Origin of the sequence: Paenibacillus cucumis (ex Kampfer et al. 2016), assembly GCF_019748695.1 — a bacterium.
Lineage (GTDB): Bacteria > Bacillota > Bacilli > Paenibacillales > Paenibacillaceae > Paenibacillus > Paenibacillus polysaccharolyticus.
On sequence record NZ_JACLIC010000023.1, the window covers coordinates 148,387 to 161,622 of the forward strand.

The 13,236-nt window shown below is 46.7% G+C and carries 12 protein-coding genes and 1 other RNA gene; 11 read left to right on the forward strand and 2 right to left on the reverse strand.

Annotated elements, in window-relative coordinates:
- The first annotated feature begins 98 nt into the window (after positions 1–98).
- The 3 genes from H7T88_RS13945 to rnpB all read left to right on the forward strand — a co-directional run bounded on the left by H7T88_RS13945 (position 99) and on the right by rnpB (position 2,442).
- Positions 99–857 carry a tRNA (adenine(22)-N(1))-methyltransferase gene (locus tag H7T88_RS13945; RefSeq protein WP_221788932.1) on the forward strand — a complete coding sequence of 253 codons (759 nt, stop codon included), beginning with the start codon at positions 99–101 and terminating at the stop codon, positions 855–857.
- On the forward strand, positions 833–1,948 hold the full coding sequence (locus H7T88_RS13950; protein ID WP_221788933.1) for a Nif3-like dinuclear metal center hexameric protein: 1,116 nt from the start codon (positions 833–835) through the stop codon (positions 1,946–1,948). The genes H7T88_RS13945 and H7T88_RS13950 overlap by 25 nt, the downstream gene beginning before the upstream one ends.
- 84 nt (positions 1,949–2,032) lie before the next feature.
- Positions 2,033–2,442: RNase P RNA component class A (rnpB, locus tag H7T88_RS13955), an RNA gene on the forward strand.
- Positions 2,443–2,647: 205 nt separating this feature from the next.
- Here the strand turns inward: rnpB and H7T88_RS13960 are convergent.
- Positions 2,648–3,877: an aminotransferase-like domain-containing protein gene (locus H7T88_RS13960; RefSeq protein ID WP_221788935.1), complete on the reverse strand. Its 1,230-nt coding sequence runs from the start codon at positions 3,875–3,877 to the stop codon at positions 2,648–2,650.
- A 111-nt stretch (positions 3,878–3,988) separates the two neighbouring features.
- Between H7T88_RS13960 and pdxR the strand changes: the two genes are divergently transcribed.
- Both pdxR and H7T88_RS13970 read left to right on the forward strand, forming a co-directional pair.
- Positions 3,989–5,509 carry a MocR-like pyridoxine biosynthesis transcription factor PdxR gene (pdxR, locus tag H7T88_RS13965; protein WP_221788936.1) on the forward strand — a complete coding sequence of 507 codons (1,521 nt, stop codon included), beginning with the start codon at positions 3,989–3,991 and terminating at the stop codon, positions 5,507–5,509.
- 85 nt (positions 5,510–5,594) lie between these two features.
- A complete protein-coding gene (locus H7T88_RS13970; protein WP_244159157.1) occupies positions 5,595–5,849 on the forward strand; it encodes a hypothetical protein in 255 nt (84 codons plus the stop codon).
- A 175-nt stretch (positions 5,850–6,024) separates the two neighbouring features.
- Here H7T88_RS13970 and H7T88_RS13975 read toward each other — a convergent pair whose 3' ends face one another.
- Positions 6,025–7,899 (reverse strand): S8 family peptidase, encoded by a 1,875-nt coding sequence (locus H7T88_RS13975; RefSeq protein ID WP_221788937.1) that lies wholly within the window; start codon positions 7,897–7,899, stop codon positions 6,025–6,027.
- A 301-nt stretch (positions 7,900–8,200) separates the two neighbouring features.
- Between H7T88_RS13975 and H7T88_RS13980 the strand changes: the two genes are divergently transcribed.
- The 6 genes from H7T88_RS13980 (at position 8,201) to thiI (ending at position 13,098) form a co-directional block, all read left to right on the forward strand.
- On the forward strand, positions 8,201–8,707 hold the full coding sequence (locus H7T88_RS13980; protein WP_090914707.1) for a YpuI family protein: 507 nt from the start codon (positions 8,201–8,203) through the stop codon (positions 8,705–8,707).
- 183 nt (positions 8,708–8,890) lie between these two features.
- Positions 8,891–9,109 (forward strand): DUF1540 domain-containing protein, encoded by a 219-nt coding sequence (locus H7T88_RS13985; RefSeq protein ID WP_090914705.1) that lies wholly within the window; start codon positions 8,891–8,893, stop codon positions 9,107–9,109.
- Between the two features lie 35 nt (positions 9,110–9,144).
- Positions 9,145–9,564, forward strand: coding sequence for a hypothetical protein (locus H7T88_RS13990; RefSeq protein ID WP_418792658.1), 420 nt, complete (start codon positions 9,145–9,147; stop codon positions 9,562–9,564).
- A 226-nt stretch (positions 9,565–9,790) separates the two neighbouring features.
- The gene (locus H7T88_RS13995) at positions 9,791–10,537 is read left to right on the forward strand and encodes a lytic transglycosylase domain-containing protein (RefSeq protein WP_221788938.1); all 747 of its coding nucleotides are present in this window, start codon (positions 9,791–9,793) and stop codon (positions 10,535–10,537) included.
- A gap of 162 nt (positions 10,538–10,699) precedes the next feature.
- Positions 10,700–11,848 carry a cysteine desulfurase family protein gene (locus tag H7T88_RS14000; RefSeq protein ID WP_221788939.1) on the forward strand — a complete coding sequence of 383 codons (1,149 nt, stop codon included), beginning with the start codon at positions 10,700–10,702 and terminating at the stop codon, positions 11,846–11,848.
- Between the two features lie 8 nt (positions 11,849–11,856).
- Positions 11,857–13,098, forward strand: a complete 1,242-nt coding sequence (thiI, locus tag H7T88_RS14005) for a tRNA uracil 4-sulfurtransferase ThiI (protein ID WP_221789135.1) — start codon at positions 11,857–11,859, stop codon at positions 13,096–13,098.
- Positions 13,099–13,236 lie beyond the last annotated feature (138 nt).

The window sequence follows — 13,236 nt, forward strand, 5'->3', positions numbered from 1 at the left end:
TTGGAAATTCATCCTTGAAATGTTTGATTGGATTTTATTTTATCGCTTTTCTTTACGCAATGCAAATCAATAAATTAAATGAATGGTGTAGGTGCCCCATGAAACTTTCGAATCGATTACAACAAATACATGACCAAATTCCTGAAGGTAGTCGGCTGGCGGATATTGGATCAGACCATGCTTTACTACCCGTCGCTGCAATCCGTAGTGGAAAAGCGGTGAGTGCAATAGCTGGGGAAGTCAATCCGGGTCCTTATGATGCGGCTTCTAAACAGGTCAGTGATGCCGGACTTCAATCGCAAATCACGGTACGTCGTGGAGATGGTCTCGATGTCATTACTGCTGGAGAGGTTGATGTAATTACCATTGCTGGCATGGGCGGCGCACTGATCGCCTCCATTTTAGACCGGGGAATCTCCAAACTGGAAGGTGTACAGCTTCTGATTCTGCAACCCAATGTAGGCGAGGATATTTTGCGACGCTGGCTACTTCAGCATCATTGGGTTGTCGTGGCTGAGCAACTTCTTGAAGAGGATGGCAAGATTTATGAAATTATTACCGCAATGCCGCAAGCAAGCAGCCCAATCACGAATGAAGAGGTATATCGTGCTCGCCCGTTACAGGGTGACGTGGAGTTAACTGAAGATTTGCTACTGCGTATGGGGCCGTACTTGGTGGACCGTGCAACAGACGTATTTTTTGCCAAATGGGAAAGTGAGATACTTAAATTACAGAGTGTGGTACAGTCCATCTCCAAGTCCGATCAGGATTCTTCCAGGGACAAAGCAGCAGAGGTGGAACAGCTTATCATGAGTTTGAAGGAGGTATTGGCATGTTTGCCAAAGGTCAAACCGTAATTCAATGGATGGAGCAACTTGCTCCTAAACATCTGGCAGTACCCGACGACCGTATTGGCTTGCAGCTGGGAAGTCTGCAAAAGGACATTACCCATGTGCTTGTAGCGTTGGATGTCACGAATGAGGTTGTGGATGAAGCAATTCGGATCGGAGCCAATCTGATTATTGCCCATCATGCTATTATTTTCCGTCCCGTAAAATCACTCAGCACCGATACGCCTATGGGCAAATTGTATGAAAAGCTGATCAAGCATGACATCGCGGTTTACATCAGTCATACGAATCTCGACGTGGCTGAAGGTGGTATCAATGACTGGATGGCTGAGGCGCTTGGCATTGAGAGCAAGGAAGCGCTCGAGGATGTGCACACAGATCAGTTGTACAAGCTGGCGGTATTTGTGCCTAGGACGCATCATGAGCAGGTACTGCAGGCGATTTTGGAAGCTGGAGCAGGTAGTATCGGTCAATATAATAAATGCAGTTTTAGCACCGAAGGAACAGGCACATTTGTACCTGGTGAAGGGACTCAGCCTTTTATCGGATCACAGGGACAGTTGGAACGTGTGGAAGAAATGCGGATTGAAACGGTTGTACCTCAAAGTTTGCGGGGCAAGGTCATTCAGGCGATGTTAAAGGCGCATCCCTATGAAGAAGTGGCATATGACCTTTATGCAATGGATTTAAAAGGGCGTACACTTGGCCTAGGACGTCTTGGTCCTCTTCGGGAATCTAAAACACTTGGCGAGCTGGTAGAGGTCGTGAAAGCCCAATTAAATGTGCCTCATGTGCGCGTTGTCGGTGATTTGAACAAAAGAATCAAGAAAGCGGCTGTGCTAGGCGGCTCGGGTAGTCGTTATGTGCTCACTGCACGTTTCAAGGGTGCGGATGTCATTGTAACCGGAGATATTGATTACCACACGGCACATGACGCGTTGATGGCAGGGATGTGCATTATTGATCCGGGTCATAACACGGAGAAGATCATGAAACCTAAAACAGCAGATTGGCTTCGTGGCCGACTAGCCGATCAGCGATACGAGACACAGGTCACTGCATCCGAGGTGGATACTGAAGTATTTCGTTTCTTGTAAAAGAGAGAGCATGTAGCCTGATTTCCATTAATATTTAGCTTGTGTGGGACAGCAAATGCCTGTATACTATGTAATGTTGTTCGGAAAGCTTGACAGACAATCGCTGGTGGCCTTTGTTGCCACGAGAGGAAAGTCCGGGCTCCACAGGGCAGGATGCTGGATAACGTCCAGTCAGCGCGAGTTGAAGGATAGTGCCACAGAAATGGACCGCCGATGGCCGGGTTTCCCGGCACAGGCAAGGATGGAACCGAGGTGTAAGAGACCCCGAGGAACGCTGGTGACTTCGTTCCTGGTAAACCCCATCTGGAGCAAGACCTAATGGGACACGGTCGCCTCTTTGGAGGAGACAGCCTTAGCCCGAGGTGTGTCTAGGTTGGTCGCTTGAGCTGTGTAGCAATGCATGGCCTAGATAGATGATTGTCGCTTCTGGTGGGAGGGTAGTTCCCGTTTGAACCACGAAGAGCACAGAACCCGGCTTACGGTAAGCTTTCCTAACTGCAACAACAACTTTTAAAATGAAATGTTCCTGTTCACGACGGGACAGGTTATATAAAATAAGGCAGCAGATTCGGATTAACGAATTTGCCGCCTTATTTTTTTGTCTTTAAGGAAAACCGCCTATCCCATATATGGAATAAGCGGTCAACTGTTATGGTGATCAATTACAGATGATTACAGTTTTCATGCTTTACCGATCAGTTACATGGTAACGACATGGTCTGATTGATTGGAAGCATGCCAGCGCTGAATCGCGCGATCCATTCGCTCCACGGCCTCAGGAAGAAGTTCAGGGTCAGTATGAGTAAAGTTGATACGCATCCGGTTAAGCTCTGGCGTGCCGGCATAGAAGGAATCTCCAGGCACGATGCACACTTTTTCCTGAATGCCATAAGTAAATAGATTGCTGGCGAGCATACCTTCAGGTAATTGTAGCCATAGGAACATTCCGCCTTGTGGGGAGTTCCATGTAATGCCATCCCAGGATTTAGAAGCCATGAGTGTGGTTAGTTTTTTCATGCGCTCTTCATAGTCCTGAGAGATGTGGCGAATGTGGCCATCCAAATCAAAGGTCTCAAGCAAGGCATGGAGTGCCCGCTGATCAATGCTACTCGAATGCAAATCTGCGCCTTGTTTGGCCCGAGCAGCGATTTTGACAATGTCGGGAGCAGCCAGAATCCAGCCTGTACGAAGACCTGGGGCTACTGTTTTGGAAAAGGTGCTGGTGTAAATCACGTTAGATGGTCCTTCATAGGAAGCGGCATCGAGTGCAGCGAGAGCGGGTACGTCCAGCTGTTCCGGGTTAAAGCGGATTTCGCCGTAAGGGTCATCTTCCAGAATAAGTACACCATATTTACGGCACAAATCTACGGCTTGTTGTCTTCTTTCCCGTGACCAGACTTTTCCTGTCGGATTGGAGAACGTTGGGTTAATGTAGACGAGTTTAGGACGATGCAACTGAAGCTGTTCCTCGAGTGATTCAGGCAACATGCCGTGATCATCACAAGCGACTCCATAAGATACTCCTTGATAGGATTGAATGACTTGCAAGGCAGCTAGATAAGTGGGTGATTCCACGAGCACGCGATCACCGGGATCTAAAAGAATTCGGCAGATGAGATCAATTGATTGCTGTGATCCAGTAGTCAAAAGCATATGATCAGGTGAGGCCGGAAGACCTTTCGATTCCAGACGCTCGGCGATTTTGACACGAAGAGGACGGTAACCTTCCGTTTCAGCATATTGAAGAGCGGCTGATCCGCTCATAAATACTTTTTCATACGCCAGGCGTATAGCTTCCAGTGGAAATGAAGTCTGTGCTGGCAATCCACCAGCAAGTGATATCATTCCAGGTGCCTGAGCGGCCTGCAACATGTCGCGAACGACAGAGGACGGGGTGTTTTGTGCCATTTTAGACCAAGGTGTACTCATATTATTCTCATCTCCTGTTATTCACTGTTATACTGATATTATAAACTATATTAGACGTAGCGCACTATAACAGTAAAACAACGATCATAACAGTTAGGGGGATGAGTAGACATGCATATTGAGCTTAAAAGGGGAAGCAGTACCAAATTATATATGCAGATTGCTCTGACCATTGCAGATCGTATCCGCTCAGGTTTGATTGAACCGGGAACGAGGTTGCCATCTGTTCGTAAGATGACCGCTGATTTAGGCGTTAGTTTGGTAACTGTAACTAAAGCATATGCGGAACTGGAGGCTATACAACTCGTTCGTTGCTCTCAGGGAAAAGGCTGTTATGTAAGGGGAACAGAGCCTTCGGATCAAATGTCCAGAGAAGCAGTTGCCCATAGCAAAATGAGCACCAGCGACTCCGGTGTTTCGTTGAACTGGCAGATGACACTGGTAGATTATTTACCCAGAGCACAACTGTGGAGACATTTTGACGCATCCCCTCAAGTCCGATATGAACTGCATATGTCAGCGATTCAGCCTGAGTTATTACCTACGCGTGATATTATCAATAGCGCCTATCACTTGTCCTCAGATCATGCAGAGCGCATGGCGGCCTATGGATCATTTCAGGGGGATTGGGAACTAAGACAGACTTTTGCAACACATTTTGCTTCTCGCGGACTGCAAGTTACGCCCGAAAGAATGTTAATTACAAGCGGAGCACAGCAGGGGATTGATCTGGTAGCTCGTACATTTATCGGTCCTGGAGATGTCGTATATATGGAGGCACCAACGTATACAGGGGCTATAGATGTGTTCACGAGTCGAGGAGCCAAAATCATTACCGTTCCTATGGACAATGAAGGTATGCGTATCGATCTGCTTACCCGCTTGTGTGATACATACCCGCCCAAGTTAATCTATACGATCCCTACATATCACAATCCGACAGGTGTGACGATGAGTACTCAAAGACGGGCCCAATTGCTAAATATCGCACAAAGTTATCACTGCCTCATTCTGGAAGATGATCCGTTTGCAGATTTATACTTTCGTGAGCCTCCACCGGCTTCGATTAAGTCCATGGATAGAGCGGGGCATGTGGTTTACATTAAAAGTTTCAGCAAAGTACTCTCCCCCGGTTGCCGTATAGCTTGTGCTATAGCCGATGGAAGTGTGCTTACCCGGCTAGTGGCCGCGAAGTCTACGGCCGATCTGGGGAGTCCATTATTAACACAGAAAGCACTTCAGGCTTATATTCAGGAACAGTATGACACTTACGTTTATCAGCTCCGAGAAGAACTCTACTCGCGCTTGTGTGTTGCCTCAGAGGTGCTCGAGCAGTATGCAACGAACGAGATGCAGTGGCGTCTTCCTGAGGGGGGGCTTAATTTATGGCTCGAATTGCAGGGGAATATGGATATGCATGAACTGCATCGGCAGTCCCTCGCTGCTGGCGTGTCTTTTTTGCCTGGTTCAGCCTGTTATGTTGCGGAAAGTGACACAACGAGTTTACGAATATGTTTCACTGTGACGAGTAGTGAAGCGCTGAAGCAAGGGCTTCGAATTCTGTGTACTGTCATTGAGAGGTTCTCATCACAACAAGCTGGGGCAACGGCGGACAGGCTACCGCTCATTTAATTTTTAAGAATATGGACATCCATCCATACCACATCGGGTTCACTGCAATAGGTTATAGTATCACTTGAAAGGGAGTTGGTTTGAAATGATGAACCATTGTTGTCCAGAGGTTTCACCGATTGTATGTGACCCGATTCAGGTTGTTCAGGATTATTACATTCCACAGATCGTACCTGTAATCCACCCGATTGAAGTTGTGAAGCAACATCACTGTGTTCCAATACCTCATCATATGTACCCCGTTGTTATCAGAGAAGAAGGTCCAATGTATGTATCCAGCCATAAGAAAAAATCCGTGAAAAAATCTAGCAAAGCCCGCTCGACTTCTCGCAAGCGCTAATCGCAGTTAACGCCCCGGGAAAAAGAATCAAACCAAAGAGCAGCATACGCCCCGGGGCGCAGCTGCTTTTGTTTTTGGTATAATTCGACCAGAAAAACGTACACAGTCCACTCTGATGTCCGAATAACCTGGAGATTAACGCTTATCCCCTAAGTTAAGGTTATTCAATAAGATATTATTGGATATATTTTTTCATCGTGTTATCCATCTGCTGTCTGACATGCTGAGGCCAGAACTGTAACGGAGCACTGCTTCCCGATGCGGCTTGCAACGCTTTGTATACATCGATCTGACCATAACCGTAGTACTTATCATGGCCGGGTTCCCCTAGATCAATTACACTTTGCCGCATCAGATCCATAACCTCCGTATTGGTCAGATCCGGGTTCAACGAGCGAATTAATCCTGCAAGTGCTGCGACGTGCGGACTAGCCATGGATGTGCCCGACAGAGCGGCATACTGATTGTCCGGGTACGTACTGGCAATACTTGATCCGGGAGCCATGACATCCACATAGTCTCCATAGTTGGAGTAAGAGGCTTTATTCATATCCGGGTCTGTAGCAGAGACTGCAAAAACTTCGGGATAAGCAGCAGGATATCCCGGACGCTCGGTATTATCGTTGCCGGTTGCAGCGATAAGTACGATATCCCGGTCAAAAGCGTATTTAATAGCATCATGGAGAAATTGAGCGTCCGCATAGTTACCAAGACTCATATTAATGACTTTGGCGCCATGATCGGCTGCCCAAATGATGCCCTCAGCAACCGCATACGTTGTACCTGATCCCGAGTTGTCCAGTACTTTGACAGGAAGCACCTTATTGTACCAGCTCATGCCAGCTACACCTTCGTTATTGTTTACAATCGCTCCGATGATACCGGCAACATGGGTACCATGACCGACATCATCGAGCGGTTTGTTGCCCGGATTCACGACATTGTATCCCTCGAGCAATTTTCCTTTGAGATCCGGGTGATTCACATCAACACCTGTATCTACCACGGCTACGATAACATCTTTGTTGCCCTTCGTAATATTCCACCCGCGATTTGTCTCAATGGCAGGCAGATTCCACTGATAATCCGAGAACAGTACATCGTTAGGGATGGGTACATCCGGTTGTTCAGCGGCCGTTTCATTGGTTAAGTACATATAGTGGGGTTCCATATACAGCGGATTCCATTTACTTCCGAAATAATCTCGCAATTGTTTATAATTCATCGTTTCAGACCGAAAAACATACGTATAACCGAGCTTGCGGGCAGACTGCGTCTTCACGTCAGAACGAATGATGCGCATATCTCGTTCACCCGGATCTTGCCGGAAACGAATGACGATTTCATTTTCGTAAAAATGGCTTGCATTGGCGTTGTCATGCCCGGTTTTTACCGTGATTTCGTTTAATGTGTCGGGATGAACCGATTCGATTTTGAATTTCCCTTCACGTGGATAAGGAATCATCCGCAAATTTTTACGCTGATGCTCTTCCACGGCATTTAATACACTTTGACTAAACAGAGCGATGATGGCTCGTTTGCCATCCTTGGAGGGTTGTCCCATGACAAAGTATTTTTCTTTTCCAAGTGGAAACGAAGAGGACTCGAAGCTTTGACGCTTGTGTACCGCTTTTTTTGCCAAATTCATTGCATGAGATAATTTTTGTTGCTCCAGTTTACTGCCTTCTTTGAACGCACGATCAAATCGTTTACTCGATGAGTCATCCATATTCATTAATTGAATAGACCGCATGTGCCCGTGTGAATCTTGAAGATCTTTCATATAACGGGTCACCTGTGCATCTGTCATCGTGTTCGTTTTATCCAGTATGATCCCGAGGTGCTGTTTGGCATCTACACGGGTCAGCAGATCGGTGGCTTTGATATCCTGAACTTTCAGACGCTGCTTGCTTGCATGTTCCTTCTGAGGATTCTCCTGCATAGCGCTTGGCTTGGGTACGGTACGGTTGGATGTTGGAAGCAGTAAGGTCAGCGCTAAGGCGCCCGCACCTGCTGCGAGAGCCCAGTTGATCCACCTTGGTCTGGACATAAGACAGAACCTCCTCGTTCATTTTGGACAATGGCTTATACGGCGTGCTTGAACGCATCGTCGTTGTCACGGATGTAGTTATCGTTAGGAGAAGCACATATTTTTATACAAAAGAGTTTCGAGTCATTGCATGTTCCGAAGCATATATCATGACAGGAATGGAAAGCACGATTAAGGGATACCGCTCGTCAACTTTTTATGGTAGGATTATATCTGAGTATTCAAAAGGTCAGGAAACAAACATGGTTTGGCCTACCTAGATGTAAAAATGTAAGGACTTATTTAAGGGGGAGCTACCTTTATGTCAGCAGCCAATGTACAAAAAACATGTGAGTCAACCAGAGAAAAGTTAAAACCGGCGATCGATCGGATCGAAAAGTTTTTGAATGAAAATGCTTTGCCTGAACTGGATCAGAACCAGACGGAGGAGTCAACCGCCTTCTACAAAGGTTTCCTTTCAGATCTCCGTCATTTGCTCGTTTTTTCTGAAGTTTCTTACGAAAAACTTGGCGTTGTGCTGCGTCGTGCCAACTTTGATGTCGAATTTGCCGAAAAGGCTCTTTATAATACGTATCACCAAAGTGTAAACAGCTTTTTCTATCCGAAAAATGAGTGCTACTCTGAGGACGGAAGATATGCTTACACAGGTCAGGATGCCATCCGTTTCCGTGATAAGCCGATTCGGGCTGTACGCGACGTCATTTTGGAAATTTCCAAGACTTATGAAGAACTTCGTGACGACTTGGCCTATTACGAGAGTGATTATCTGACCCAGCGTCGTATGCAAAGCCAACGTAACCACGCCTAATATTTCGTAACAGACAGACCGCCCTCGTGGCGGTTTTTTTTGTTTGGATGTAAGGATGGAACGTTCGTTTCGAACTGAATGGCTTTAGATAAATACGTATCCTGATACATGTTATCATCTGGCATTTCGGCGAAGAATATCGGATTTGGCGCGTGGGAACATTAGATGTCGAGGTGATAAAAAATGAGCCATGACAAACCAATTGTCAAATGCAGCGTTTCCAACTGTCATTTCTGGGGAGAAAACAACTTTTGCCAGGCCGATGCCATCATGATTGACATTGACCAGCACGCTACCCGTCGTCTGCATGAGGAATTTGCCGGAGAGACTTTTGACTCCGATCATCATGATCATGCGCGTACCTCTTCAGCAACATGCTGTCACACATTCAGACCCAAGTAAGCAGTCATCCAATCCATTAACGGAGGTGCTTTCACGTGAAGAATGATGATTTCAATGACGAACATTTGGATCGTTACAACACAGAATCGCAGAGCCAACAACAGCGCCAGCGTGTGGATTATCCAAGAAAAGCATATCGTGAGGAATACGGTGCGGAGATTACGCCGAGAGCAACCGTGCGAACCAGGGAGAGCGACCGTGTCGATTCAGATGCAGTACCGCAGAAACATGAGGCTGATCGTGTAATGGAATCCACAGGCCGTGTTGCAGGGTATATGGGTCTTGCTTTTGGTATCGCGTCGTTGTTCATGTGGTCCATTGTATTGGGTCCCGCTGCGGCTGTACTTGGTTATTATGCTTATGTGAATGGACGCAAGACAGCAGGAGCCTGGTCCATCGGACTAGGTATCGTCGCTACACTGAGTTACTTTTTTATGATTCCTTTTGCACGATAAAAAAAGCGACATTCGTTCATGGGATGGGAGAGGTATCCTCGGATCTCAGGACAATAGAAAAGCCTTCTGTATTCACTTCCTTATGGTGAATCAGAAGGTTTTTTTCACATTTGCGCATATTTTTAACGTCTAATCAGCTATTTTTTATGAAAATGATGGAACCTGTCTGTAAAACCATGTAGAATAAAGTCATCTAGCTTGAATGAAACGGGAGTGGAGTTAACTCATGCAAATTGATCCACGCAATTCGCGGCAATTATTGGAGTTGCAATTGTCCAATATCAATAATCAAACAAACGGATCAGCTGTGCCAACTGGTTCGACGACTGACTTTTCAAATATGATGGATGGATTGTTAAATGCGGATAATCGTAGTCTGAGCGATGCGGAAAATCAAACTTCGACCTCTAAGCGATCCAATGACGGTTTGTTGTGGCTGCAGCTTGGCAGTACCTATAGTCCGGATACGAATATTACGGGTTCCTCCCAAGCAGGTAATCTGGATTCACTGTTTGCTTTGAGTAATACAGGACAAGCTGATTCCGGCAAATCCGTGCCTACGGATTTCGAATCACTGATCTCACAGGCCAGTGCGAAGTACGGGGTCCCTGAATCTTTAATCAAAGCGGTCATCGATACAGAATCGGGTTTTAATCCGAATGTTGTCTCTTCGGCAGGTGCGAAGGGGCTGATGCAATTAATGGATGGTACGGCAGCCGGACTTGGTGTGAGTGACTCCTTCGACCCGGGTCAAAATATCGATGCAGGCACCAAATATTTATCCCTTCAGCTTCAGCGTTTTGGCGGGCAGGAGAAAATGGCTTTGGCAGCCTATAATGCTGGCCCAGGTCGGTTGTCCAGACTGGGCGTTACCAATGATAATGAACTGATGAGCATGCTCCATTTGTTGCCTGTGGAGACGCAAAATTATATTACCAAAGTTGAACGGGCTCGTTCCAAATATTCGATCTAAAATGGACATCTTCTGAGCATGTCCCAAACAAAGAGATCCAGCTTAAAAGGCAGGCCTTCATTGCCTACTTTCAGTTGGTCTTTTTTTTGTGTTGTACGGAGATCGTGGTACAATGCTCAATATAGGTTAATGAACGAACGAATAAGGAAGGTGCACCTTGTTTTGAAATATTTTGATTATGCTGCAACGACTCCTCCATATCCCGATGTGGTTCGCACGATGGCGGAAATTATGGAAACACAGTTCGGAAATGCGTCGTCGATTCATGGATACGGTGAACGTGCAGATCAATTACTACGCCGAGCGCGGATAGGCTGTGCAGCCACAATCGGTGTAAAAGCAGATGAAATCGTATTTACATCCGGAGCAACGGAGAGTAATAACCTCGCGATTAAGGGGGCTGCACTTCGGTATCGTTCACGGGGAAAACATATTATAACTACGGCAACGGAGCATGCGTCTGTGTATGAGAGTGTGTTGCAGTTACAGCAATGGGGATGGGATGTAACCTTTATCCCTGTAGATTCAAGAGGTGTCGTTACTGCTGAGCAGGTACTAAAAGCTGTTCGTTCGGACACCGTGCTTGTTAGTCTGATGCATGTGAACAATGAGACGGGTGCGATTCATCCGGTAGAAGAGACTGGTAATCTGCTCAAAAAAAACGCGCCACGGGTCCTTTTTCATGTAGATGGCGTACAAGGTTTCGGAAAAGTGCACGTTGCACCAGCCAAATGGAAAGCGGATCTGTACAGTTTGTCCGCTCATAAAATCCGTGGGCCGAAAGGTGCCGGGCTCCTCTATGTGAGAAGTGGCGTAGAGCTTATACCACTGCTATCCGGTGGCTCACAGGAGCATGGGCTAAGAGCAGGCACAGAGAATACGGCTCTGATTGTGGGTATGGCCAAGGCAATGCGAATCGCAACAGAAAGGCAGATTGATTTTTCGAGTCAAATTCGCATACTTCGAGACCGGGTGATGAAGACGATTGCTGCTATCCCGGAGCTCGAGCTCAACAGTACACATGACGGAGCGCCACATATTGTACATTTTTCCTATCCTGCTATGAAAGCAGAAGTAGCCTTGCATACCCTGGAGCAACTTGGCTGTACGGTGTCTACCCAGTCGGCATGCTCCTCGCGTTCGGCTGAGCCAAGCCGGGTGCTGCTTGCCATGGGAAGAGATGTTGCCTGTGCCGCTGGGGGATTGCGAATTAGTTTCGGTGACGAACATACAGAAGAGGATGCAGCCATGCTGGAAAAGGCACTGCATCAGATGGTGGCACAATTACGGCCACTCGAAAGGCGGATGTAAATTAAATGTTGAATTATGATATGCTACTTCTCCGTTTTGGAGAGTTTATGTTAAAAGGAAAAAATCGTGCGCGATTTGAGAAAACGATCATCACTCAAGTCAAAGCACTGCTTAAGCCTTATCCAGGGGCAAGTCTGCGTAAAGAATACGGCCGAGTCTACGTGGATCTTGGTGGTGAATCCCACACACAGCTTATTCCCGTGCTCAAACGTGTATTTGGTGTAGCGTCCATCAGTCCTGTGAAAGTAACCCCTTCCGAGATTGACGAAATTGTTCAAACTGCGGTTGCGTTTATGGATGAACGAGCTGAAGAATTCGGTGAAGTCACGACCTTCAAGGTAAATGCGCGCCGAGTGTGGAAGGCCTTCCCGCATTCTTCTCATGAAACAAATCATTTGGTCGGTTCACCGATTCTGCGCAAATTTCAGCAGTTGAAGGTCGATGTGCGTGACCCTGATATCGAGTTGCGTGTAGAAATCCGCGAACAAGGCACGTATATTTTCAGTGAAGTCATTCCTGCCGCAGGCGGATTCCCGCTTGGAACAAATGGCAAGGCAATGGTTCTTTTATCCGGGGGGATAGATAGTCCCGTAGCTGCATGGTCATCTATGCGCCGGGGACTCGAAGTCGAGTGTGTGCATTTTTATAGTTATCCTTTTACCAGTCAGCGGGCCAAAGAAAAAGTGATTGATCTTGCCCGTGCGCTTGCAGATCACGCGGGTTCGATCAAATTACACCTGGTTCCATTTACAGAGATTCAGACCGCATTCACTCAGTTGGGTCAAGATAATCTGATTATTACCTTAATGCGGCGTTCCATGCTACGAATTGCCACCAAGCTGGCAGAACGCGAACGTGCATTGGCGCTGATTACTGGTGATAGTCTGGGTCAGGTAGCAAGCCAAACCCTTCCGAGCATGAATGTCATCGGCCGCGCTACGGACCTGCCTCTGCTGAGACCGCTGGTCATGATGGACAAGCAGGAGATTATTTCACTTTCCAAACAGATTGGAACGTATGATATCTCGATTCTGCCTTATGAAGATTGCTGTACATTGTTTGTTCCAAAATCACCATCCACCAACCCGAATCTGCGGATTGTGGATAAAATCGAAGCAACGATGAGCCATCTTCCGGAATGGCTGGATCAAGCGGTAGAACAGACAGAAACGATAACTTTGTATGCCGGGGAAGCTTCAGTATTGACGGGGCAGTCAGAGAACAGTGAAATGAAGGATGACTGGTTTTAAATGTGGCGGTTATTTGGGGCATGCCAAATTAGAGGTAGACATAACAAATGAAATGTAAATAGAACACAAAAAGAACAGGACTAACCAAGGTGAGAAGGGGGTAGTCCTGTTCTTTTTGTGAGACGTTATTTCTTAAAT